The organism is Vibrio sp. 10N.222.55.B11, assembly GCF_041473705.1.
GTDB classification, from domain to species: domain Bacteria; phylum Pseudomonadota; class Gammaproteobacteria; order Enterobacterales; family Vibrionaceae; genus Vibrio; species Vibrio crassostreae_C.
This window is the reverse complement of sequence record NZ_JBFRST010000003.1, coordinates 130829-154540: the sequence shown is the minus strand read 5'-3', so window position 1 is coordinate 154540 and position 23712 is coordinate 130829. Positions and strand designations below refer to the sequence as shown.

Sequence of the window (23712 nt, the reverse complement as noted above, 5' to 3'; positions counted from 1 at the left end):
TGCGGGGCTTTTTTATTGGATCTGCTCCGTCGAGCATGTCTTTGGTCAAATCTCTCTCGTTGACTGAGTTTCTTCGGTACTAGGTCGTCAATTTAGTTCTGCTTTTCCACGGCAAGATATAGTGGAATATTCTTCATTTTATCGAATTCCCACTAAAATCCTGCCCAAGGGTGTCTTTTCTACAAGAAAACTAGTCGAAGCCTTAACCATGATCTACAATACGGCAAAATTCTAACTCGACTATTTTCAGGAAGAGCTGCATGTACATGAGCACTGATGAGGTTCGCAACGCGTTCCTTAAGTTCTTTGAGAGCAAAGAACACCAAATCGTAGACAGTTCATCGTTAGTTCCACATAACGATCCAACCCTGCTATTCACTAACGCAGGTATGAACCAATTCAAAGATTGCTTCTTAGGCGCCGAAAAGCGTGCCTACACTCGAGCAACTACGGCTCAGCGTTGTGTACGTGCGGGTGGTAAACACAATGACCTTGAAAACGTAGGTTTCACGGCTCGTCACCACACGTTCTTCGAAATGCTAGGCAACTTCAGCTTTGGCGACTACTTCAAAGAAGAAGCGATTGGATTTGCTTGGGAATTCCTGACTGAAACTCTTCAACTGCCAAAAGATCGTCTACTGGTAACGGTATACGAGACAGATGATGAAGCATTCGATATCTGGAACAAGAAAGTAGGTGTTCCTGCTGACCGTATCGTTCGCATTGGCGACAAAGAAGGCGGTAAACAGTTCGAGTCTGATAACTTCTGGACGATGGGTGACACAGGTCCTTGTGGTCCATGTACTGAAATCTTCTACGATCACGGTGAGCACATCTGGGGCGGACGTCCTGGTACACCTGAAGAAGATGGTGACCGTTTCATCGAGATCTGGAACAACGTATTCATGCAGTTCAACCGTCACGCTGACGGCACAATGGAACCGCTACCTAAGCCTGCTGTAGATACAGGTATGGGTATTGAGCGTATTTCTGCAATCATGCAGGGCGTTCACTCTAACTACGAAATTGATGTATTCCAAAAGCTAATCAAAGCGACTGCGGAAGTTGTTGGTCATGACGATCTATCTAACCAATCGCTACGCGTTATTGCTGACCACATCCGTTCTTGTTCATTCCTAATTGCTGACGGTGTTATGCCTTCAAACGAAGGTCGTGGCTACGTTCTACGTCGTATCATCCGTCGTGCAGTTCGTCACGGTAACAAGCTTGGCGCACAAGGCGTGTTCTTCCACAAACTTGTGGGCGTACTGGCTGAAGTGATGGGCTCTGCGGCAGATGAACTTAAGAAACAGCAAGAGCTGGTTGAAAAAGTACTTCGCATTGAGGAAGAGAACTTTGGTCGTACGCTAGAGCGCGGCATGGTTATTCTTAATGACGCACTAGATGCACTTGAAGGCAAAGAGCTTGACGGCGAAACAGTTTTCAAACTTTACGATACATACGGCTTCCCAGCTGACCTTACTAACGATGTAGCTCGCGAACGCGATTTTACTATCGATGAAGAAGGCTTTGAGAAGGCGATGGAAGCACAGCGTAAGCGTGCACGTGAAGCAGGCCAATTCGGCACGGATTACAACGCGACAATCAAAGTAGACACCAACACTGAGTTCTGTGGTTACACAGCAACTGAAGGTGCTGGTGAAATCTCTGCGCTATTCGTTGACGGCGAAGAGGTTGCTTCACTATCGGCTGACGACAAAGCAATCATCATCCTTGAAGAGACACCATTCTACGCTGAGTCAGGCGGTCAATGTGGTGATGCTGGTACACTAAAAACAGCGTCGGGTCTTTTCAAAGTACAAGACACTCAGAAGCTAGGTAACGCATTTGCGCACCACGGTGAGCTAGTTGAAGGTGTATTTGCTAAGGGCGATAAAGTAGAAGCAACGGTTGACGCTGAGCGTCGAGCTGCTATCTCACTAAACCACTCTGCCACTCACTTACTTCACTCTGCATTGCGTGAAGTGCTAGGTGAGCACGTTGCTCAGAAAGGTTCTTTAGTTAAGCCAGACAACCTACGTTTTGACTTCTCTAACCTTGAAGCGGTAACACCAGCACAGATTAAAGAAGTAGAGCGTCTAGTTAACGCACAAGTTCGTAAGAACCATGTGATTGAAACGAACATCATGGACATCGAGTCAGCGAAAGAAAAAGGTGCAATGGCACTGTTTGGCGAGAAGTACGATGATGAAGTTCGCGTTCTATCTATGGGCGATTTCTCTACTGAACTTTGTGGTGGTATCCACGCTTCAAACACAGGTGATATCGGCCTATTCAAGATCACTTCTGAAGGTGGTATTGCTGCGGGTATTCGTCGTATTGAAGCGGTAACAGGTGAAGCTGCACTAGATGCAGTAGAAGCTCAAGCTAACGCTTACGAAGAGAAACTGGCTGAGTCAGCTAAGAAAGCGAAATCGCTAGAGAAAGAAATCCAACTGCTTAAAGAAAAGATGGCTGCTGCAGAAAGCGCAAACATCATGGGCAAAGTAGAAGACATCTCTGGTACTAAAGTTTTGGTTGCTGCAATTGAAGGCGCAGACAACAAGAACCTACGTACTATGGTTGATAACGCTAAAAACCAAGTAGGTAGCGGCATCATCCTGATCGCGAACGTAGCAGACGGTAAAGTTGGCTTGATTGCTGGTGTAACCAAAGACCTAATCGGCAAAGTAAAAGCGGGTGATCTCGTCAAGATGGTTGCTGAGCAAGTTGGCGGTAAAGGCGGCGGTCGTCCAGATATGGCTCAAGCGGGCGGTACAGACGTTGCAGCACTGCCAGAAGCGCTTAAATCTGTGCGTACTTGGCTAGAAGAGCGTCTTTAAGCTTAAGTAATTGATACAAAGATGCCCAATCAGTTGATTGGGCATCTTTTATTTTGCCTATTGGAAGTGTGTTTAAACAAGGTTTGATTGAGATTAACCAAGAAGTCTAATGGTGGCGTTAGACTCCTTGGTTAATTTTTTATTGCTTCGCCCTGACGCGGAGTATGTGTTTTTTTGTCATATATAGACATTGGTCTTGGGAAGGTGAGGACGGGTGAAAATGCCTCTTATCGTGCAGAAATTTGGTGGAACGTCGGTGGGTTCAATTGAACGAATCCATCATGTAGCAGAAAAAATCATTGAAGCGAAAAATGAAGGGAACCAGATCGTGGTTGTCGTTTCTGCTATGTCTGGTGAAACAAATCGGTTAGTTAATTTAGCCACGCAAGTTGATAGCGTACCAAACGCTAGAGAACTGGATGTGTTGTTAACGGCTGGCGAGCAAGTTTCCATGGCCTTGTTAGCAATGACGTTACACAAGTTAGGTTATGAAGCGACATCGATGACTGGCTATCAAGCCAAGATACACACGGATTCTAATCATAATAATGCGGCGATTGAGCGTATTGATACTGCTCCGATTCAAGCTCTGCTAGATGACAACCAGATTGTTATTGTTGCAGGCTTTCAAGGATTCAATGCGAAAGGTGATATCACGACATTAGGCCGCGGTGGTTCAGATACTACAGCGGTCGCGCTTGCAGGTGCCTTGCAGGCGAAAGAATGCCAGATCTATACTGATGTAGATGGTGTTTACTCTTGTGACCCTAGAGTCGTAAAACAATCTCAGAAATTAGATACTTTAGACTTTCCTTCTATGGAAGAGATGGCTCGCCGAGGCGCTAAGGTATTGCACCTTCCTTGTGTTCAGTATGCATGGCAGCACAACGTGTCATTGCGAGTGCTTTCAAGCTTTGAACAAGGCGAGGGCACATTGATCGCGGGTAATCAGTGTTTGAATGATATTGCTGGCATCGCCATCCAAAGAGATATGGTGCGTATCGAGTGTTTGAATGAAGATTTACCGTCTTTCATTTCACATTGCCAACTGTTGGGGATCGAAGTCTGTAGTGTGATCGAGGAAACAGAACGGGCAGCACTCATTATTAAACAAGACATAAGTGCCAAATTAAAACTAGTTTTTGCTGAGAAAATCCGTAATAGTGAACAGGTTAGTTTGTTAACTGTGGTAGGAAGCCGAACACAAGAAATTGTGGTCAGTTCACATGGATTGTTGTCTGAAGGCGAAATTGATGTACAGCATCACTTATTGCAGCAGCAGTCTTTAACTTTGGTGATATCACCAACGCAAGTCGATATGGCTGCTAACATATTACACAATGCATACATCGTAGCGCGTGAAACACAGGGTTATCCTAAAAAAGAAGTGCATTTTGGTTAAATAAACTCAATCGATAGTTTACGAAAATATAACTTTTGTTGGATAATACTCTCGTAGCTAGATAAATTTAGAGATTACTCAAGGAGCAAAGAATGCTAATTTTGACTCGCCGCGTTGGCGAAACACTGATGATTGGTGATGAAGTAACAGTTACTGTACTAGGCGTTAAAGGTAACCAAGTACGTATCGGTGTTAACGCACCTAAAGAAGTATCTGTTCACCGTGAAGAGATCTACATGCGCATTCAAGCTGAAAAAGGTAATGGTAACGTTGCATCTGGCAACTACTAATACTTTTGCGTAGAGAAGAGGCTAGCATTGTTGCTAGCCTTTTTTGATCTTGGGGAACCGAAACACTGATTGGGACATAGATGGGTTGGATAACGGATCGGTCTCAAAGTGGTGAAGTGAATGCTTTGTGATGCTGCGAGATACAGACAAGGTTGAACAGAACTGTTGCTCTGTATTTTGTTTGGCAAAACTCAAGATTTATTCGCTTCCCCTATGGCGAAAATACGCATCCCGTAGTATTGTGCCATCAGCTGTAGCACTTGCTGCTGGAGAAATTAGATAATTGTTTTCGGCTGTTTATTATTGCCAATCTTTCACCTTAATTTTTAAGGGAAAAAGCGCGATTTGAATCTTATAAGTTCAATTTGCAAGCGCTTTGATTAAATAGCAAACGGTTGAGTGTTTTTGTCCAATTTTTTTCAATAAAGTGTTTGACATATTTTCGGTAAAACGTAATATGTGCCTCCGCAAGACGGTGAGGTGGCCGAGAGGCCGAAGGCGCTCCCCTGCTAAGGGAGTATGTGGTTTGTAGCTGCATCGAGGGTTCGAATCCCTCCCTCACCGCCATTTCTTGCGAGTCTAAAATTAGCAATTTAGACAATGTAAATGTGCGTCCTTAGCTCAGCTGGATAGAGTACCTGGCTACGAACCAGGCGGTCGGAGGTTCGAATCCTCCAGGACGCGCCATTCTCTCTTCTCTTACTTGTAAGTGATTTGAGAATAATGAATTAGGTGAGGTGGCCGAGTGGCCGAAGGCGCTCCCCTGCTAAGGGAGTATGTGGTTTGTAGCTGCATCGAGGGTTCGAATCCCTCCCTCACCGCCATTCATTACAGGCCGATGGCCTTTTTTTTTCTTCGTAGCAAGAAGAATGTGATATATTTCACAACTTCATTCTTAATGAATGAACACCGTGCGTCCTTAGCTCAGCTGGATAGAGTACCTGGCTACGAACCAGGCGGTCGGAGGTTCGAATCCTCCAGGACGCGCCACTATTTAAGGGTTTATTTCTTTTAAGAATGAAAGTCCTTGTATTGACTAAGTTGATACTAAAACCGTGCGCTCTTAGCTCAGCTGGATAGAGTACCTGGCTACGAACCAGGCGGTCGGAGGTTCGAATCCTCCAGAGCGCGCCACTATTTAGGGTTTAGTTCTTATAAGAATGTGAATCCTGATATTGATAAATCGTTCGTCGAAAATTAATATCAAAAACCGTGCGTCCTTAGCTCAGCTGGATAGAGTACCTGGCTACGAACCAGGCGGTCGGAGGTTCGAATCCTCCAGGACGCGCCACTATTTAGGGCTTCTTTCTTATAAGAACAGAAATCCTTGTATTGAGTTGTTGTTTACAACGAATTGATACTAAAACCGTGCGCTCTTAGCTCAGCTGGATAGAGTACCTGGCTACGAACCAGGCGGTCGGAGGTTCGAATCCTCCAGAGCGCGCCACTATTTAGGGTTTCTTTTATGAACCCCTGATATTGGGAATACCGATATCGAAAACTGCGCGTCCTTAGCTCAGCTGGATAGAGTACCTGGCTACGAACCAGGCGGTCGGAGGTTCGAATCCTCCAGGACGCGCCACTCTTTAGGGTTTCCTTGTGAACTCCTGATATTGGAAATACTGATATCGAAAACCGTGCGTCCTTAGCTCAGCTGGATAGAGTACCTGGCTACGAACCAGGCGGTCGGAGGTTCGAATCCTCCAGGACGCGCCACTATTTAGGGCTTTTTTCTTATAAGAATGAAATCCTTATATTGATCTCTTGTTAGTAACAATGAATTGATATTAAAACCGTGCGCTCTTAGCTCAGCTGGATAGAGTACCTGGCTACGAACCAGGCGGTCGGAGGTTCGAATCCTCCAGAGCGCGCCACATTATTAGAAAAAGCCTCGTTTATACGAGGCTTTTTTTATGTCTGCTGTAAATTTGTTGCGACAATGTTAAATTTGTTAGTTGTTTAACTTGTTGTATTTAAAGTAGTTCTTGATTGCTTCTTTGTTATTCCACCTTTCTCATATCAATTCCCAGAAAAGCCCCGTTTAAGTCACAGTTTAAATATCTAAAAATGACGTATTTGACAGATTTATGTGATCTGATAGGCGAATAATTAACCTTATGTGTGCGTTATCCGTAACAGAACCTTAAACAAAATTGACAAACTTTTACCAATCGAGATAATCCATGGGTCGGGATCACTATTCGCTGAAATCCTGTACGTATGTCAGGATGACGAAGAAAGGAAGCAACATGACTAATATTGGAAGCCTGCTAGTAGATGCGGCGACTCTAATGATAACGGGGATGTCCGTTGTCTTTATTTTCCTAACTATTCTAGTTTACCTCGTTCGGTTGATGTCAAAACTGGTACCAGAAGAAGTACCTGAGCCGATCGCAGCACCTAAAAAAATTCAAAAATCACAATCAAACCCTTCAGCTGTTAGTCCACAGGTAGTGGCAGCAATTTCGGCCGCGGTTCATCAATACCGTGCGTCAACTGCTAAGTAGCATTTAAAGGATTAAAAAGGAGTTTATGAGCATGTCTAAACCACTAGCTATCACAGATGTGGTACTTCGTGACGCGCACCAGTCACTATTTGCTACTCGTATGCGTATCGAAGATATGCTGCCAATTGCGGCAGAACTGGATAAAGTCGGTTACTGGTCTTTAGAGACTTGGGGCGGCGCGACGTTTGATTCGTGTATTCGTTTTCTTGGAGAGGATCCATGGGAGCGATTGCGTGAACTGAAAAAAGCGATGCCAAACACACCAATGCAGATGCTACTGCGTGGTCAAAACCTGTTGGGTTACCGTCACTACGCGGATGATGTAGTAGAAAAATTTGTTGAACGTGCCCATAAAAACGGCATGGACGTATTCCGTATCTTTGATGCGATGAATGACGTGCGTAACTTTGAAAAAGCAGTGAAAGCAACGATCGACGTTGGTGGCCACGCTCAAGGTACGTTGTCTTACACAACCAGTCCGGTCCACAATTCAGATACTTGGGTTGATTTGGCTAAGCGCCTAGAGGACCTAGGTTGTCACTCACTATGTATCAAAGATATGTCAGGTTTATTAAAGCCGTATGAAGCAGAAGAGCTGATTACACGTATCAAAGCATCGTGTGACGTTCCTCTGGCACTGCATAGCCACGCGACAACTGGTCTATCGACTGCAACAGCGGTTAAAGCCGTTGAAGCGGGTATCGACATTCTAGATACCGCTATTTCTTCAATGAGCTGTACTTACGGTCATACGCCAACCGAAACGGTTGTTGCGATGTTAGAAGGTACAGAGCGCGACACGAATCTTAAACTAGACCAAATCGAACCCATCGCGGCTTACTTCCGTGATGTACGTAAAAAGTACGCGAAATGGGAAGGTCAGCTAAAAGGTGTCGATTCTCGCATCTTAATCGCTCAAGTTCCTGGCGGAATGTTAACTAACATGGAAGGCCAGCTTAAAGAGCAAGGCGCCGCCGATCGCATGGATGAAGTTCTAGAAGAGATCCCACGCGTACGTAAAGAGCTTGGTTACATTCCTTTAGTAACACCAACTTCTCAGATTGTCGGTACTCAAGCGGTTATTAACGTCTTAACGGGCGAACGCTATAAGAGCATCACGAAAGAGACTGCTGGTCTACTGAAAGGTGAATACGGTCAAGCTCCTGCTGAAGTGGATGCTGAACTGCAAGCGAAAGTTCTAGACGGTGCAGAGCCGATTACTTGTCGTCCTGCTGATTTACTTAAGTCTGAAATGGATACGTTAACGACGGATCTGTTAGAGAAAGCGAAATCAGAGGGTATCTCTCTAGCTGAAGATACGGTTGATGATGTACTGACTTACGCGCTCTTCCCACAAGTGGGTCTTAAGTTCCTTAAGAACCGTCGTAATCCTGAAGCATTTGAACCTGCACCAACGCTAGAAGTTGCGGCTCCAGTTGCTGCAGCTCCTGTACAAGCTTCTGGTGGTATTGAAAGCTACAGCGTGAAGGTTGATGGTCAAGTTTACGATGTTGAAGTTGGCCCACAAGGTGAACTGACATCGGTGGCGCCATCTGCAAAACCTGCTCAGGCTGCACCAGTAGCAGCGTCTGACGCTGAAGCGGTTCCAGCTCCATTGGCGGGTAACATCTTTAAAGTAAACGTTCAGGCGGGTACTGAGGTTTCTGAAGGCGACGTTCTACTAATCCTAGAAGCGATGAAGATGGAAACGGAAGTTCGTGCTGCTCGTGGTGGTATCGTTCAAGAATTGAATGTTAAAGAAGGCGATGCAGTTACTGTAGGCGCTCCACTACTAAGCTTAGCGTAAGGGAGTACCATGGAAGGATTGATGACCTTATGGTCTGAAACAGGGATTGCGAACTTTGAGTTCGGCCAGATCTGTATGATGCTGGTTGGTTGCTTACTGTTGTTTTTGGCAATTCGTAAAGGATTTGAACCGTTACTTCTACTGCCTATTGGTTTTGGTGCTGTATTAGCAAACATTCCAAATGCTGGGTTTACTGATCCAGGTGGTTTGCTCTACTACATCTACTACATTGGTATTGAGACAGGTATTTTCCCACTGCTGATCTTTATGGGTGTTGGTGCGATGACGGACTTCGGTGCGTTGATTGCGAACCCTAAAACGTTGTGGCTAGGGGCTGCGGCTCAGTTTGGTATCTTCGCGACGCTATTTGGCGCGATCTTGCTGAACTACGTTCCAGGAATGGAGTTCTCGATGGCCGATGCTTCGTCAATTGCGATCATTGGTGGTGCCGATGGCCCAACTGCGATCTTCTTGGCAAGCAAGTTATCTCCGGATCTTTTAGGTGCCATTGCAGTAGCGGCTTATAGCTACATGGCTTTGGTTCCTATCATTCAGCCACCAATCATGAAAGCGTTAACGTCTCCTGAAGAGCGCAAAATTAAGATGGCTCAACTTCGTCACGTTAGCAAAGCCGAGAAGATTCTTTTCCCGCTTGCTGTACTACTGATGACGATTTTGTTCCTACCTTCAGCAACACCTCTAGTTGGTATGTTCTGTTTGGGTAACTTAATGCGTGAAGCGGGTGTGGTTGATCGCCTTTCAAAAACAGCTCAAAACGAACTGATTAACGTTGTAACTATTTTCCTAGGTCTAGGGGTTGGTTCTAAGCTTCAAGCGGATACGTTCTTGAACTTAGAAACACTGGGTATTCTAGGTTTAGGTGCGGTCGCGTTCAGTATCGGTACGGCGGGTGGTGTATTGATGGCTAAGGTGTTGAACCGATTCTCGAAAGAGGACATCAACCCACTGATTGGCGCAGCTGGCGTATCGGCGGTTCCAATGGCGGCACGTGTTGTGAACAAGGTTGGTCTTGAGGCAAACCCTCAGAACTTCTTATTGATGCATGCAATGGGTCCGAACGTAGCCGGTGTACTTGGTAGTGCGGTTGCGGCGGGCATTCTATTAGCTCTCGTGGGCTAGTGGATTTGCTGGGTCATGTATCGTTACGTTAATTGGTCGTCAATTTACGAATGAGCGGTTAACTTAGCCTTATTAAATGGTTTATAGTCAAGGGATGCTTTCGCATCCCTTTCTTTTTATTAATTAGGGTGCTTGCTCACTAGGGCTTTTATCAATCAAGGAAATGTGGAATGGAAAATAAACAGATTGCGATTACTCAATTCGGCGGCGTCGAAAACCTAAGTATTCAAACCAGTGCGATCCCTGAGCCTAAGGCTGGAGAAGTGGTGGTTAAAGTTTCCTTTTCAGGCATTAATCCGATTGATGTCAAAACCCGAGCGGGTCTTGGTTGGGCGGCAGCACAAAACAAAGATAACCTGCCTTGGGTGCCTGGCTACGATATTTCAGGGCAAATTGTCTCGCTAGGCGAACAGGCTGAACGCTTTACTGTTGGTGATAACGTGGCTGGCTTTATTGGTTTTCCACTGCAAGGTGGCGGTTACAGCCAATATGTGTGTGTTCCAGAAGCTGCATTAAGTATGGTTCCTGATTCTGTCACTCTAGAAGCGGCAGCTGCATTACCACTTGCGAGTCAAACAGCGGCACAAGCGCTCAACAAAGCCGAAGTGAAAGAAGGCGACCGCGTGCTTATTTTAGCGGGCGCGGGCGGCGTTGGTCACCTTGCGGTTCAAATTGCAGTGGCAGCAAAAGCTGAGGTTTACACAACCTGCAGCGAAGCCAATCTTGATTACCTTGCGACGCTAGGTGCTCACGCGATTAACTATAAGTTTGCGCCAGCATCAGAAAGAGTATCTGATGTCGATGTGTTGATTGATTTGGTCGGTGGCGATACCGCGCTTGATGCATTGAAGTGCCTAAAAGATGGCGCGCGAGTAGTGACAGTACCGACTCTATCTGCAGAACTTATCTGTGAGAAAGCAACACTATTAGGTTTTACTGCATCAGGCATGCTGGTTGAACCAAACCCTGAGCAAATGGACACCATGCTTTACATGGTCAGTGTCGGATTGCTCAAAACAGAAATTCAAGGTATCTACCAGTTAGACGAGGCGCAGTCGGCGCACCTGCAGGTTGAAACCGGACACACCAGAGGCAAGGTGCTACTTAAAATGCAAGAAAGTTGATAGGCAGTGTTAGAATTTTTTAACTCCCTTTTTGAAAATATCGCGCTGTGGTTCTCGGACTCGGCGCTGTGGGTACTCTTCATTAGTGGCTTCTTGAGTGCCACGTTACTCCCCGGTGGTTCAGAAGCTAGCCTTGTGGCTGCATTGAGCTTAGATCAGTTTTCAACCTCATCGATCATTCTAGTGGCGACATTAGGCAATACCTTAGGCGGCCTGACTAACTATTGGATTGGTTTGTGGTTGCCTAATCGAACTCAATCTGAAAAGCATGGTCATAAGGCTATGGCTTGGCTGAGTCGTTATGGCTACTGGACACTGTTATTTAGTTGGTTACCGATCATTGGTGACCCTTTGTGTCTAGCGGCGGGTTGGCTAAGAATGAAATTCATCCCTAGCGTTATTTTGATAGCGATTGGCAAAGCCGCTCGCTATAGCTTACTTGCTGCTATCTACTTCGGTTTTTTCTAAGGAGAACCTATGAAAAAGGTTTTACTTGGTACATTTTCTCTTATCGCCATTGCAGGCTGTTCTTACAATGTACCTAGCTCAACGCCCTTCTTTTCCTCGTTACCTGAAGGTGTCACTCTGTTAGAAGAGGTAAAGCCCTCTAAAGATAAAGTGGTGATTCCTTACACCAAGTATCAGCTTGAAAACGGCCTGACAGTTATTCTTTCCCCTGATGATTCCGATCCGTTGGTGCATGTTGATGTGACTTATCACGTCGGTTCAGCACGTGAAGAGATAGGCAAGTCGGGCTTTGCTCACTTCTTTGAGCACATGATGTTCCAGGGTTCTGAGAACGTTGGGGACCAACAGCACTTTAAGATCATTACCGAAGCGGGTGGTTCGTTAAACGGCACGACCAATCGTGACCGCACCAACTACTTTGAAACTGTTCCTTCTAACCAACTTGAAAAAATGCTGTGGTTAGAATCAGACCGAATGGGCTTCTTGTTGGATGCAGTTTCTCAGAAGAAATTTGAGGTGCAAAGAGGCACGGTCAAGAACGAGCGAGCGCAGAGCTACGAAAATCGTCCTTACGGCTTGATGTGGGAACGCATGGGCGAAGCGCTTTACCCTGAAGGTCACCCTTACTCTTGGCAACCAATCGGCTATGTTGAAGATCTTGACCGTGTTGACGTGAATGATCTTAAAGCGTTCTTCCTGCGTTGGTACGGCCCAAACAATGCCGTGTTAACGATTGGTGGTGATATCGACGTTGATGACACGCTAGAATGGGTTAACAAGTACTTTGGTTCAATTCCTCAAGGCCCTGAAGTGAAGGCGGCAGAGAAGCAACCTGCTGTTCTAACAGAAGATAAATACATCACCTTAGAAGACAATATTCGTCAGCCGATGGTGCTGGTGGGGTGGCCAACAACGTATCGCGGTGAAGAGACGCAAGCTTCACTGAATGCATTGTCTAACGTGTTAGGTTCAGGTACCAACAGTTACCTATATCAAAACCTCGTAAAAACGCAGAAGGCCGTCAGCGCTGGCTCTTTCCATGATTGTGCTGAGTTGGCGTGTACCATGTACGTGTATGCAATGGGCAACTCAGGTGAAAAAGGCGATTTGACGGTTCTCAATAAAGAGCTGATGGATACCCTGGAGCAATTCTCGAAAGAGGGCGTTGAGCAAGAGCGTTTAGACCAGATCACTGGCATGGCCGAAGCGAATGCTGTTTTTGCATTGCAAAGCGTTAAAGGTAAGGTGTCGCAACTCGCGTCGAACCAAACCTTCTATGGTCAGCCTGATCGCATTGAATCACAACTCGATCAAATCCGAGCGGTGACGCCTGAGAGCGTGAGCAAGGCATACCAAGATTTCATCGAAGGTAAGCACAAGGTTACCTTGAGTGTGGTTCCTAAGAAAAAGCTCGATTTGGCGGTTCGTGAAGCGACCTTTACCACGCCACCACGTATGTTGCCGGAATACAGCAAGGTGACGGAAGATCAACTGGATTTCAGAAAGGCACCGGATACCTTTGATCGCAGTGTGATGCCAGAAGTGAACTTTGGTGTTGAGGCGACCATGCCTGAGTTGTACCGCATGCACTTTGCAAATGGCACTGACTTAATTGGTACCGTGACCAGTGAAACGCCGACAGTACAGCTGCAAATTCAATTGCCTGCAGGCGAACGCTATGTTCGCAAAGGGCAAGAAGGCCTAGCGAACCTAACGGCTTCGATGATGGAAGAAGGCTCAACTAAACGAACCGTTGAAGAGTTACAAGCGACCTTAGATAAACTTGGTAGCAGCGTGAGCATTAGTGCGGGCAGCTACACCACAGATATTTCAGTCTCGACGCTAGAGAAAAACTTGCCTCAAACCTTAGCGATTGTGCAAGAGGTTCTATTCGATCCTAAGTTCGATGAGCAAGATTTTGAGCGCGTTAAGAAACAGATGCTAGAAGGCGTTGTGTATCAGCATCAGCAGCCAAGCTGGATGGCTTCTCAAGCAACCCGTGAAGTGCTGTTTGGTGACACTGTTTTTGCTCGTGCAAGTGATGGTACTAAGGAATCTCTATCGAAATTGACCTTAGACGATGTGAAAAAATTCTATGCGCAACATTACACACCAGAAGGTGCCAATATTGTTGTGGTGGGAGACATCTCGAAGAAAGAGGTAGGGAAACAGCTACAATTCTTTGAAGAGTGGCAAGGCGATGCGGCACCATTAACGCGTCCACAGATCGTTAAAGAGCTTTCTGGTCAGCACCTGTACTTAGTTGATAAACCGGGTGCGCCGCAAAGCATTGTTCGCTTGGTTCGTAAGGGCCTGCCGTTTGATGCGACGGGCGAATTGTATTTGAGCCAGTTAGCTAACTTTAACTTAGCGGGCAACTTCAATAGCCGTATCAACCAGAACCTACGTGAAGACAAAGCCTACACTTACGGTGCAAGCGGTTACTTCGCAAGTACTCGTGAAACTGGCGCAGTGGTATTTAGCGCGCAGGTAAGGGCGAATGCGACGGTTCCATCGATTCAAGAGTTTATTAATGAGCTGAATGAGTTTAGCCAAAGTGGATTAACTGACGAAGAGGTGAAATTTATGCGCCTTGCCGTCGGTCAACAAGATGCACTTAAATACGAAACGCCAAGTCAAAAGGCGGGGTTGTTGAGTAATATTGTTGCATTGAGCCTTGATGAAGATTACCTACAACAGCGTAATCAGATAGTTGAAACGGTTTCAAAAGAGACCTTAAACGAGCTATCTAAGAAATGGTTTGACCCGAATGATTATCAAATAATCGTTGTTGGTGACGCGACTTCGCTTCGCCCGCAATTAGAAAAGTTAGATATTCCAATAGAAGAGCTTGAAATCATTCGTTAGAGTACACATTAAAGGGGGAGGGAAGAGACTCTACTTTTCTCCTCCAACCTAATTTATGATAGTTCTAATCAGAACAATATAAGATAAGTGAACTGAATTTTGACTGATTTTGCTGCGCGACTAAAGCAAGTTGCAACCAACCCTAAGACCTTCTCTCAATTTGGTCGTGGTGTTGAAAGGGAAACATTACGCTACACGGAAGATGGGCACCTTGCTACTGGGCCGCACCCTGAGGCTTTGGGATCTGCGTTGATGAACGAATGGGTAACGACCGATTTCTCTGAGTCGCTACTGGAATTTATCACGCCTGTTTCTAACGACGTTCCGACGCTTTTGAATCAGTTGTCTGATATCCACCACTTCACGCAAACCAAGTTAGACGGCGAAAAACTATGGCCGCTTTCTATGCCTTGTTACGTTGGCAGTGAAGATTACATTCAGCTAGCGCAATACGGCACCTCGAATAACGGTAAGATGAAGACCCTATATCGTGAAGGCCTAAAACGTCGTTACGGTAGCCTGATGCAGATTATCTCTGGTGTTCACTTCAACTTCTCTTTCCCAGAAAGCTTTTGGGATAGCCTGTTTGGAGAGCAAACTGAAGAAGCGCGTTGTGAATCTAAGTCAGATGCTTACTTTGGTTTGATTCGTAACTACTACCGCTTTGGTTGGTTAATCCCATACTTCTTCGGTGCTTCACCTGCGCTATGTTCTTCTTTCATCAAAGGAAGAGAGACAAATCTGCCTTTTGAAAAGATTGGCGAGACACTGTATCTGCCAAAAGCAACGGCACTGCGCCTGAGCGACCTTGGCTACACGAACAGTGCGCAAAGTGTATTGAAGATTGGCTTCAACAGCCTGGGTCAGTACCTTGAAGGTTTGAATCAAGCGATTCGTACGCCATCAGAAGAATTCGCCGAAATTGGCACTAAGGTTGATGGTGAATACCGTCAGCTAAATAGCAACGTACTGCAAATTGAGAATGAGCTTTACGCTCCAATCCGTCCTAAGCGTGTCGCGAAAAGTGGTGAGAAGCCATCTGAAGCGTTGGCTCGCGGCGGTGTTGAGTACATCGAGGTGCGTTCTCTCGATGTAAACCCATTCAGCTCAATCGGTATCACCGAACAGCAAGTTCGCTTCTTGGATCTATTCCTAACGTGGAGTGTACTAACAGACTCTGCTGAGATGGATAACTGCGAACTTGAGTGCTGGCGCGACAACTGGAACAAGGTGATCTTAGAAGGTCGTCAAGCTGGTCTAGAGCTGCAAATTGGTTGTCATGGCGAGCGCTTGTCTCTGCAAGATTGGGCGAAGCGTGTATTTAAAGATCTACGCTCTATTGCCGAAATGATGGACGCAGAACAAGGCGGTCGTGCATACCAAGAAACATGCGATACGCTTGAGGCTTGGATTGATAACCCTGAGCTAACTATTTCTGGCCAGTTGCTAGAAGAGACCAAAAAATTGGGCGGCTTAGGTAAAGTGGGTTGCGCGTTAGGTAAAACGTACGCTCAGCAACACAAAGCTCATCAATACAAAGTATATTCAGCTGAGTTGATGGAAGCAGAAGTTCAACGTTCTGTGATTGCTCAGCAACAAAGTGAAGAAGCAAGCACTCAAGATTTTGATAGCTTCTTAGCGGATTATTTTTCGTATTTAAAAGCATAGCGAGACTTTGGTGGAAAGGAAGCAAGCCTTATTAGGTCAGCCTACTCGAGTGAGTAGTAAATGGTTACCTGTAGTGACTGTTGGTGTTGTCTCTAGCCTGTTGGTTGGATGTGCAACGCCACCGCCAAAGCAGCAAGATAATTTGTGTAGCATCTTTCGAGAGCACCCTCCATGGTATGAAGATGCCTTGGATATGCAAGAAGAGTGGGGAACGCCGATTAACGTTGCGATGGCTTTTGTGAAACAAGAGAGTAGCTATCGTCATGATGCGCGCCCACCTAAAGATTACATTCTTGGCTTTATACCGTGGGGGCGTGTAAGCAGTGCCTACGGTTATGCACAAGCTCAAGATCCTGCTTGGGAAGACTTCCAAAAGGCGACCAATAACGGTGGTTCAAGAACCAACTTTGATGATGCATTGATGTTCATCGGTTGGTATACCAGCGAGACGCGTCGTCAATTGGGCATCTCACTATGGGACCCATATAACCAATACCTGGCTTATCATGAAGGCCGTGGTGGTTATAAGCGTAAGTCATACAACAGCAAGCCATCGCTAATTAAGGTGGCGCGCAAAGTCGAACAGCAAGCAAAAGATTATGGATGGCAGCTGAAACAGTGCCGCAAAGAACTAGAAGACAATCGAAGCTGGTTTTTCTAAAGCCAGCCGTCATGGAGAAGAGCAATGCCTTTATTAGATAGTTTCACTGTTGATCACACACGCATGAACGCACCTGCCGTTCGTGTTGCTAAAACAATGCAAACCCCAAAAGGGGATACCATCACTGTGTTTGACCTGCGTTTTACTGCGCCAAACAAAGACATCCTATCTGAGAAAGGTATCCATACTCTAGAGCACCTATATGCTGGTTTCATGCGTAATCAATTGAACGGTTCAGATGTAGAGATCATCGATATCTCACCGATGGGCTGTCGCACTGGTTTCTACATGAGCCTGATTGGTACGCCTACAGAACAACAAGTGGCTGACGGTTGGTTGGCAGCGATGCAAGACGTACTGAAAGTTGAGAACCAGAATAAGATCCCTGAGCTGAACGAATACCAATGTGGTACCGCGGCAATGCACTCTTTGGATGAAGCGAAAGAGATCGCGAATGCGATCATCGCTGCAGGCATCTCTGTAAACAAGAATGATGAACTGGCACTGCCAGAGTCTATGCTGCAAGAGCTTAAGATCGACTAGTCATTGATAGCTACCCTAGATAGGGCGAGTTAGATACTAAAAGGCCCGGTTCAATGAACCGGGCCTTTTTCGTCAACGTATTTTAGGGCGAGACAGAGATTCAGTGATAACTCAGTTAGCCGTTCACGATCTGTGGGAACACGCGAACCAGTTTGATGCGGTTCTCTTCAAGCTCAACAATTTCCATTGGGTGGCTGGCAACCTGAACACTCAGGTGACTCTCAGGAATATCTTCAAGATGTTCCAGTATCAAACCATTCAGCGTTCTTGGGCCATCGGTAGGCAGTGCCCACTGTAAGCCTTTGTTGATATCTCGGATATTGGCACTGCCTTCAATCAAGAAGCTGCCATCGCTTTGCGGAGTAATCTCTTCAGATAAGCTTGGGGTGATTGAGGTGGTAAACTCACCTACGATCTCTTCTAGAATATCTTCTAATGTAACCAAACCATTGATGTCGCCATACTCATCAACAATCAAACCGATGCGCTGCTTATTGCGTTGAAACTTAAGCAGTTGAATATTGAGTGGTGTCGCTTCAGGAATAAAGTAGATCTCATCCGCGGCACGCAACAGGGTTTCTTTATTGAATTCGTTCTTTTCAAGCATCAGACGGTAAGCTTCACGCAGCCTAAGCATGCCGACCACTTCATCTATTTGGTCACGGTACAGCACTACGCGACCATGAGGCGAGTGGGTAAGTTGACGAACGATCGATTTCCAGTCGTCATTGATGTCGATACCAGTAATCTCATTACGCGGCACCATGATGTCGTTCACGGTGACGTGCTCTAAATCCAGAATAGACACCAACATATCTTGGTGACGTTGAGGGATTAAGCTACCGGCTTCATTTACCACGGTTCTAAGCTCTTCGGAGCTCAAGTGGTCGGTTGCATCATGGCTGGCTTTAACGCCTAAGATACGAATGAAGCCGTTGGTAATGAAGTTCACTAAGATCACCAATGGTGATAGCACCTTCATCAGTATCATCAAAAGGATACTACTCGCGTAAGAGACACGTTCAGGAAATAGAGAAGCGATGGTCTTTGGGGTTACCTCGGCGAATACTAGGATCACGAGAGTCAGGGTACCAGTAGCGATAGCCACACCGATATCCCCGTAGATGCGCATACCAAGAATAGTAGCGATCGCAGATGCAAGAATGTTGACGAGATTGTTGCCGATGAGGATGAGGCCAATCAATCTGTCTGGGCGGTTCAGAAGTTTTTCTACACGTTTGGCACCTTTATGACCCGTATTGGCCAAGTGCTTTAAACGGTAGCGGTTCAGGGACATCATGCCCGTTTCGGAACCAGAGAAATAACCAGAAATTACAATGAGACACGCGAGTAGCGCAAATAAGATACCCGTTGATATGTCGTCCAAAACTATTCTTTTCCTATTTGTGTATCTTGATTAATTTATGACCGAACATGGTCGAGATGTCAATTGAATCTAACGGACTCAATATTTTAAAGGCAAGGTGTGTGAGACCTTGCCTTTATTTTACAGACTAGTTCAGGATGATTTCCTGAACGAAGCGGCTACCGAAGTAGGCCAATGTGAGCATGCTGGCGCCGGCAAGTGCGAACCAAGTGACTTTCTGTCCACGCCAACCTTTTTGGTAGTGACCCCATAAAAGGATGGAGTAGATAACCCAAGCGATAAAAGACAATACCGCTTTGTGCGCCTTTCCTTGAGCAAACATATCTTGTACGAAGATAAGGCCAGTCAGCAAAGTACCCGTTAATAAACCATTACCAATCAGAATGATCTTGAAAAGCTGTCTCTCTACCATCATTAAAGGAGGTAGGTTAGGGTTTATCACTAAGGCTTTTTTCTTTTTAAGTTTGTGATCTAGCCAAGCAAGTTGCAGGGCGTATAGCGCACCGATAGTTAACGTTGCGTATGAGAATAGAGCCAAAGAGATGTGCACGAGCAGTTTTGGGTCATTCTCTAGATGTTTGATGAAGGTGCTTGGAAGAAAAGTGGCAGCCATCAAGTTCAGCGCAGCGAAGCTATAGACGACGGGTAAGATAAACCACAGACGGGTTTTGAGCATTGCACCGCTCATTACCACAGATATGATTAAACTGATTAATGAAGCAACGTTCAAGATACTGAGGTTTTGGCCACTGGCATTAAAAATCAAATCGCCAAGCAACCAAGCATGGAAAGCTAGAGCAAGTAATGCGCTGATAAACACCGTTTTTACACGGATTCCTGTTTGGTGCACGAGACCTGGAATGATCGTGGAAATCGCCATTGTATAAAGAAAGGCTGCTGCGATCGCAATAAGACTGTCCATGGTATCCATTTTAATGATTACTAATTGGCGAATTATACCTCGCATCGCTCTTTGGGGCTATGGCGAACCTCATTCAATTCCAAGTGAATAATGTCTCACATCACAAGCACGGATGATTAACGCTCTACAACGGGTATGACTCTAATCCGCGCTAATGTATACTCACAGTAATAGTCGCAGTTTTGAGCGAAGAGAAAACTATGTTTGATAATTTAACGGATCGTCTATCCAAAACGCTGAAGAACATCAGCGGTAAAGGTCGTCTGACCGAAGACAATATTAAAGAGACGCTGCGTGAAGTACGTATGGCGTTACTTGAAGCCGACGTTGCACTGCCCGTTGTCCGCGATTTTGTTAAGCGCGTAAAAGAAGGCGCTGTGGGTGTTGAGGTTTCTAAATCTCTAACGCCTGGTCAAGAATTCATTAAGATCGTTCAAGCTGAACTTGAAGCGGTGATGGGTGAGTCTAACGAGGCTCTTAACCTAGCAGCGCAGCCGCCAGCCGTTATCTTAATGGCGGGTCTACAAGGTGCGGGTAAAACCACATCGGTAGGTAAGCTATCTAAGCTTCTAACTGAGCGTGACAAGAAGAAAGTCTTGGTTGTGTCTGCCGACGTTTACCGTCCAGCGGCGATCAAACAGCTTGAAACGTTAGCAAGCGATGTTGGCGTAGACTTCTTCCCATCTTCAGCTGATCAAAAGCCTCTTGATATTGCAAACGCTGCAATCGACCACGCGAAGAAGAAATTCTACGACGTGCTACTTGTCGATACTGCGGGTCGTTTGGCTATCGATGAAGAGATGATGGGCGAGATCAAAGAGCTTCATACTGCAATTAAACCAGTAGAGACACTGTTCGTTGTTGATGCAATGACAGGTCAAGATGCTGCGAACACTGCAAAAGCCTTTGGTGATGCGTTACCACTAACCGGTGTTATCTTGACGAAAGTTGATGGTGATGCGCGTGGTGGTGCTGCTCTGTCTGTTCGTCATATCACAGGCAAGCCGATTAAATTCTTGGGTGTTGGTGAAAAGACTGACGCACTAGAACCGTTCCACCCAGATCGTGTTGCTTCTCGTATCTTAGGTATGGGCGACGTACTGTCTCTTATTGAAGACCTACAGAAAAACGTTGATACCGAGAAAGCAGAGAAACTGGCTAAGAAGTTCAAAGAGAAGAAAGGCTTTGACCTTGAAGACTTCCGTGAACAGCTAGGTCAGATGCAAAACATGGGCGGCATGATGGGCATGATGGATAAGCTTCCAGGCATGTCTCAGCTACCAGATAACGTTAAAGATAAAGTTGATGACAAGATGTTCAAGCAGATGGAAGCGATCATCAACTCTATGACCATGAAAGAACGTCAACGCCCTGACTTAATCAAAGGCTCACGCAAAAAGCGTATTGCCGCTGGTTCTGGTACACAGGTACAAGATGTAAACCGTATGCTTAAGCAGTTCACCCAAATGCAGAAGATGATGAAGAAGATGCAGAAAGGTGGCATGAAAGGCATGATGCGCAACATGCAAGGCATGATGGGCGGCGGTGGAGGTATGGGCGGAATGGGTGGTGGCTTTAACCCGTTTGGTCGATAATCTACAAATGTAAGCTTTAGCTACGTTACTTTTCATAGTGTTAGCCGTGTCACAGAAAGTGTACGGCAGCTATGTTGGTGAAAAAATAGCTAAAGCCCTTGCATTGCACCGGAATAAGAGTAAAATTCCGGGGCTTTAATTTGGCACGAGACCCCAAGCTATGTACTTATACTTGGGGTTAATTATTTTATTAAGAAAGCAAAGAGGACGACATGGTAACCATTCGTTTGGCACGTCACGGTGCAAAGAAGCGCCCATTTTATCAAATCGTAGTTGCGGATAGCCGTAACGCTGCAACTGGCCGTTTCATCGAGAAAGTAGGTTTCTTTAACCCTACTGCTCAAGGTCAAGAAGAAGGTCTACGTCTAGACCTAGATCGTGTTAACCACTGGGTTGGTCAAGGCGCATCTCTATCTGATCGTGTAGCTAAGCTAGTTAAAGACGCTCAAAAAGCGGCTTAATTCTTTTTTAAAGAGAAATAGCTTATGTCGATGAAGGGTAAAGAAACTATGAGCGAGCAAAACAATAGAATTGTCATGGGTAAACTTGGGTCTACCTATGGTATTCGTGGCTGGCTTAAAGTGTTCTCCTACACAGACAATGCTGAAAGCATATTTGATTACAGCCCTTGGTATTTAAACCTAAAGGGTAAGTGGGTTGAGTACAAAGTTGAGAGCTGGAAACGTCATGGCCAAGGTTATGTATGTAAGCTAGCGGGATTAGATGTTCGTGAAGACGCGCAACTGATGACTAACTTTGAAATTGCTATTGACCCTGCTTCGTTACCTGAATTGTCAGAAGATGAATTCTACTGGCGCGAATTGTTCGGTATGCAAGTTTTTACCACTAAAGGTTACGACCTTGGTGAGGTCACTGACCTATTAGAAACTGGCTCGAACGATGTTCTAGTAATCAAAGCAAATCTTAAAGATGCTTTTGGCCAAAAGGAACGGTTAGTACCGTACCTTGAAGAGCAAGTGATCAAGAAAGTTGATCGCGAAGCTCGCCGGATCGAAGTTGACTGGGATCCTGGATTCTAACTCCAAATTACAGAGCGAGAGAACACATGTGGGTTGGCATTATTAGCCTTTTTCCTGAAATGTTCCGTTCTGTTACTGATTTTGGAGTAACAGGTCAAGCGGTTAAAAAAGGTCTTTTATCTATTGAGACATGGAATCCTCGTGATTTCACTCATGATAAACATCGCACTGTTGATGACAGACCTTACGGTGGTGGTCCTGGCATGTTAATGATGGTTCAGCCTTTGCGCGACGCTATCAAAACTGCCAAGCAAGCAGCACCGGGAAAGACGAAAGTTATCTATCTTTCACCTCAAGGTCGTAAACTCGACCAGAAAGGTGTTGAAGAGCTGGCAACAAACGAGAATTTACTTCTTATTTGTGGTCGCTATGAAGGGGTAGATGAGCGCATCATTGAATCTGAAGTTGACGAAGAATGGTCGATTGGAGATTTTGTGATGACGGGTGGCGAACTGCCAGCCATGACGCTGATTGATTCAGTATCTCGGTTTGTTCCGGGTGTACTTGGAGATTTCGCTTCAGCAGAAGAAGATTCTTTTGCAAATGGTTTGCTAGATTGTCCCCATTATACGCGCCCTGAGGTGCTAGACGATAAAGATGTACCATCGGTACTCAAGTCTGGAAACCATAAGGACATTCGTCGCTGGCGATTAAAACAATCGTTGGGCCGAACTTGGCTAAGAAGACCAGAACTCCTGGAAAACCTAGCTCTGACTGACGAACAGGAACAATTACTGGCTGAATTCATTAAAGAGCAACGCTCTTAACGAAAAGCAAGCAGTAACCTATTAAATTTAGTATCAGTTTATTCTAGGAATTTATACAAATGAGCAACATCATCAAGGCTCTTGAAGAAGAGCAACTAAAATCAGACCTTCCTAAATTCGCACCAGGTGACACTGTTGTAGTTCAGGTTAAGGTAAAAGAAGGTGACCGTGAGCGTCTACAGGCTTTCGAAGGCGTTGTAATCGCTATTCGTAACCGTGGTCTACACTCTGCATTCACAGTTCGTAAGATCTCGAACGGTGAAGGCGTAGAGCGTGCGTTCCAAACTCACTCTCCAATGGTTGATAGCATCGAAGTTAAACGCCGTGGTGCAGTACGTCGTGCCAAGTTGTACTACCTACGTGAGCGTTCTGGTAAGTCAGCTCGTATTAAAGAGAAGCTTACTAAGAAGTAATTCTTTTTGCATTCTATCGATAAAAGCGGAGCCATTTGGCTCCGCTTTTTTGTGTCTGTTATTTGGAGCTTAGCAGGTAAGAGATCCCCAATTCGCTCGTACCTCACTCTTGAGGATGACAAACCAGACGAAACTCATATTTAACCGTCATTCCCTAGACTGACGAAGGAAGGAGTAGGGAATCTCTACTAACGCCGTGTTATAGGCAATAAAAAAGGATTGACGTTAAACGCCAACCCTTCAAAATCTACTCGCTACTCGCTACTC

Annotated in this window: 19 protein-coding genes and 10 tRNA genes; 27 read left to right on the top strand and 2 right to left on the bottom strand. The window is 45.6% G+C overall.

Annotated elements, in window-relative coordinates; genetic code table 11:
- Positions 1 to 260 precede the first annotated feature (260 nt).
- From alaS to luxS, 22 genes are all read left to right on the top strand, one after another.
- Positions 261 to 2843: an alanine--tRNA ligase gene (alaS, locus tag AB4503_RS01080; RefSeq protein WP_372113396.1), complete on the top strand. Its 2583-nt coding sequence runs from the start codon at positions 261 to 263 to the stop codon at positions 2841 to 2843.
- A gap of 220 nt (positions 2844 to 3063) precedes the next feature.
- Positions 3064 to 4245, top strand: coding sequence for an aspartate kinase (locus AB4503_RS01075; RefSeq protein ID WP_017063224.1), 1182 nt, complete (start codon positions 3064 to 3066; stop codon positions 4243 to 4245).
- Positions 4246 to 4337: 92 nt separating this feature from the next.
- Positions 4338 to 4535: a carbon storage regulator CsrA gene (gene csrA / locus AB4503_RS01070; protein ID WP_004415691.1), complete on the top strand. Its 198-nt coding sequence runs from the start codon at positions 4338 to 4340 to the stop codon at positions 4533 to 4535.
- A 474-nt stretch (positions 4536 to 5009) separates the two neighbouring features.
- Positions 5010 to 5102, top strand: a tRNA-Ser gene (locus AB4503_RS01065).
- Positions 5103 to 5145: 43 nt separating this feature from the next.
- Positions 5146 to 5222 (top strand) — tRNA-Arg (locus tag AB4503_RS01060).
- A gap of 44 nt (positions 5223 to 5266) precedes the next feature.
- Positions 5267 to 5359, top strand: a tRNA-Ser gene (locus tag AB4503_RS01055).
- Between the two features lie 89 nt (positions 5360 to 5448).
- Positions 5449 to 5525 (top strand) — tRNA-Arg (locus AB4503_RS01050).
- 67 nt (positions 5526 to 5592) lie between these two features.
- Positions 5593 to 5669: transfer RNA gene (locus tag AB4503_RS01045), tRNA-Arg, on the top strand.
- An 80-nt stretch (positions 5670 to 5749) separates the two neighbouring features.
- A tRNA-Arg gene (locus AB4503_RS01040) sits at positions 5750 to 5826 on the top strand.
- Between the two features lie 79 nt (positions 5827 to 5905).
- Positions 5906 to 5982 (top strand) — tRNA-Arg (locus AB4503_RS01035).
- Between the two features lie 58 nt (positions 5983 to 6040).
- Positions 6041 to 6117, top strand: a tRNA-Arg gene (locus AB4503_RS01030).
- A 57-nt stretch (positions 6118 to 6174) separates the two neighbouring features.
- A tRNA-Arg gene (locus AB4503_RS01025) sits at positions 6175 to 6251 on the top strand.
- Positions 6252 to 6332: 81 nt separating this feature from the next.
- A tRNA-Arg gene (locus tag AB4503_RS01020) sits at positions 6333 to 6409 on the top strand.
- A 375-nt stretch (positions 6410 to 6784) separates the two neighbouring features.
- Positions 6785 to 7042, top strand: coding sequence for an oxaloacetate decarboxylase subunit gamma (locus AB4503_RS01015; RefSeq protein WP_372113394.1), 258 nt, complete (start codon positions 6785 to 6787; stop codon positions 7040 to 7042).
- A 31-nt stretch (positions 7043 to 7073) separates the two neighbouring features.
- Positions 7074 to 8849 (top strand): sodium-extruding oxaloacetate decarboxylase subunit alpha, encoded by a 1776-nt coding sequence (oadA, locus tag AB4503_RS01010; protein ID WP_017059560.1) that lies wholly within the window; start codon positions 7074 to 7076, stop codon positions 8847 to 8849.
- Positions 8850 to 8858: 9 nt separating this feature from the next.
- Entirely contained in the window at positions 8859 to 9989 is a 1131-nt protein-coding gene (locus AB4503_RS01005; RefSeq protein WP_372113392.1) for a sodium ion-translocating decarboxylase subunit beta, read from the top strand.
- Positions 9990 to 10159: 170 nt separating this feature from the next.
- The gene (locus AB4503_RS01000) at positions 10160 to 11113 is read left to right on the top strand and encodes an NADP-dependent oxidoreductase (RefSeq protein WP_017065778.1); all 954 of its coding nucleotides are present in this window, start codon (positions 10160 to 10162) and stop codon (positions 11111 to 11113) included.
- A gap of 6 nt (positions 11114 to 11119) precedes the next feature.
- Positions 11120 to 11581 carry a YqaA family protein gene (locus AB4503_RS00995; protein ID WP_017059555.1) on the top strand — a complete coding sequence of 154 codons (462 nt, stop codon included), beginning with the start codon at positions 11120 to 11122 and terminating at the stop codon, positions 11579 to 11581.
- Between the two features lie 9 nt (positions 11582 to 11590).
- On the top strand, positions 11591 to 14449 hold the full coding sequence (locus AB4503_RS00990; RefSeq protein ID WP_372113390.1) for a M16 family metallopeptidase: 2859 nt from the start codon (positions 11591 to 11593) through the stop codon (positions 14447 to 14449).
- Positions 14450 to 14548: 99 nt separating this feature from the next.
- A complete protein-coding gene (gene gshA / locus AB4503_RS00985) occupies positions 14549 to 16117 on the top strand; it encodes a glutamate--cysteine ligase (protein ID WP_372113388.1) in 1569 nt (522 codons plus the stop codon).
- A 10-nt stretch (positions 16118 to 16127) separates the two neighbouring features.
- Entirely contained in the window at positions 16128 to 16778 is a 651-nt protein-coding gene (locus AB4503_RS00980) for a hypothetical protein (protein WP_372113387.1), read from the top strand.
- Positions 16779 to 16802: 24 nt separating this feature from the next.
- Positions 16803 to 17321: an S-ribosylhomocysteine lyase gene (gene luxS / locus AB4503_RS00975; RefSeq protein ID WP_017056597.1), complete on the top strand. Its 519-nt coding sequence runs from the start codon at positions 16803 to 16805 to the stop codon at positions 17319 to 17321.
- Between the two features lie 115 nt (positions 17322 to 17436).
- Here luxS and AB4503_RS00970 read toward each other — a convergent pair whose 3' ends face one another.
- Positions 17437 to 18708, bottom strand: coding sequence for an HlyC/CorC family transporter (locus AB4503_RS00970; protein ID WP_017063233.1), 1272 nt, complete (start codon positions 18706 to 18708; stop codon positions 17437 to 17439).
- Between the two features lie 127 nt (positions 18709 to 18835).
- Complete coding sequence (locus tag AB4503_RS00965; RefSeq protein ID WP_019825854.1) at positions 18836 to 19630, bottom strand: inner membrane protein YpjD; 795 nt, start codon at positions 19628 to 19630, stop codon at positions 18836 to 18838.
- A gap of 200 nt (positions 19631 to 19830) precedes the next feature.
- On the opposite strand from AB4503_RS00965, the gene ffh reads away from it, so the two are divergent.
- From ffh to rplS, 5 genes are all read left to right on the top strand, one after another.
- Positions 19831 to 21225, top strand: a complete 1395-nt coding sequence (ffh, locus tag AB4503_RS00960) for a signal recognition particle protein (RefSeq protein ID WP_010435884.1) — start codon at positions 19831 to 19833, stop codon at positions 21223 to 21225.
- A 212-nt stretch (positions 21226 to 21437) separates the two neighbouring features.
- Entirely contained in the window at positions 21438 to 21686 is a 249-nt protein-coding gene (gene rpsP, locus AB4503_RS00955) for a 30S ribosomal protein S16 (protein ID WP_004410028.1), read from the top strand.
- Positions 21687 to 21710: 24 nt separating this feature from the next.
- Positions 21711 to 22265, top strand: coding sequence for a ribosome maturation factor RimM (gene rimM, locus AB4503_RS00950; RefSeq protein WP_017063236.1), 555 nt, complete (start codon positions 21711 to 21713; stop codon positions 22263 to 22265).
- A gap of 26 nt (positions 22266 to 22291) precedes the next feature.
- Complete coding sequence (gene trmD / locus AB4503_RS00945) at positions 22292 to 23032, top strand: tRNA (guanosine(37)-N1)-methyltransferase TrmD (protein WP_102319880.1); 741 nt, start codon at positions 22292 to 22294, stop codon at positions 23030 to 23032.
- Positions 23033 to 23091: 59 nt separating this feature from the next.
- Entirely contained in the window at positions 23092 to 23445 is a 354-nt protein-coding gene (gene rplS / locus AB4503_RS00940; RefSeq protein WP_004735514.1) for a 50S ribosomal protein L19, read from the top strand.
- Positions 23446 to 23712: the final 267 nt, after the last annotated feature.

What these genes read in the sequence shown, in the direction of transcription:
- alaS (WP_372113396.1), top strand. Translation starts at nt 261, where the DNA reads ATGTACATGAGCACTGATGAGGTTCGCAACGCGTTCCTTAAGTTCTTT.
- AB4503_RS01075 (WP_017063224.1), top strand. Translation starts at nt 3,064, where the DNA reads ATGCCTCTTATCGTGCAGAAATTTGGTGGAACGTCGGTGGGTTCAATT.
- csrA (WP_004415691.1), top strand. Translation starts at nt 4,338, where the DNA reads ATGCTAATTTTGACTCGCCGCGTTGGCGAAACACTGATGATTGGTGAT.
- AB4503_RS01015 (WP_372113394.1), top strand. Translation starts at nt 6,785, where the DNA reads ATGACTAATATTGGAAGCCTGCTAGTAGATGCGGCGACTCTAATGATA.
- oadA (WP_017059560.1), top strand. Translation starts at nt 7,074, where the DNA reads ATGTCTAAACCACTAGCTATCACAGATGTGGTACTTCGTGACGCGCAC.
- AB4503_RS01005 (WP_372113392.1), top strand. Translation starts at nt 8,859, where the DNA reads ATGGAAGGATTGATGACCTTATGGTCTGAAACAGGGATTGCGAACTTT.
- AB4503_RS01000 (WP_017065778.1), top strand. Translation starts at nt 10,160, where the DNA reads ATGGAAAATAAACAGATTGCGATTACTCAATTCGGCGGCGTCGAAAAC.
- AB4503_RS00990 (WP_372113390.1), top strand. Translation starts at nt 11,591, where the DNA reads ATGAAAAAGGTTTTACTTGGTACATTTTCTCTTATCGCCATTGCAGGC.
- luxS (WP_017056597.1), top strand. Translation starts at nt 16,803, where the DNA reads ATGCCTTTATTAGATAGTTTCACTGTTGATCACACACGCATGAACGCA.
- AB4503_RS00965 (WP_019825854.1), bottom strand. Translation starts at nt 19,630, where the DNA reads ATGGACAGTCTTATTGCGATCGCAGCAGCCTTTCTTTATACAATGGCG.
- ffh (WP_010435884.1), top strand. Translation starts at nt 19,831, where the DNA reads ATGTTTGATAATTTAACGGATCGTCTATCCAAAACGCTGAAGAACATC.
- rpsP (WP_004410028.1), top strand. Translation starts at nt 21,438, where the DNA reads ATGGTAACCATTCGTTTGGCACGTCACGGTGCAAAGAAGCGCCCATTT.
- rimM (WP_017063236.1), top strand. Translation starts at nt 21,711, where the DNA reads ATGTCGATGAAGGGTAAAGAAACTATGAGCGAGCAAAACAATAGAATT.
- trmD (WP_102319880.1), top strand. Translation starts at nt 22,292, where the DNA reads ATGTGGGTTGGCATTATTAGCCTTTTTCCTGAAATGTTCCGTTCTGTT.
- rplS (WP_004735514.1), top strand. Translation starts at nt 23,092, where the DNA reads ATGAGCAACATCATCAAGGCTCTTGAAGAAGAGCAACTAAAATCAGAC.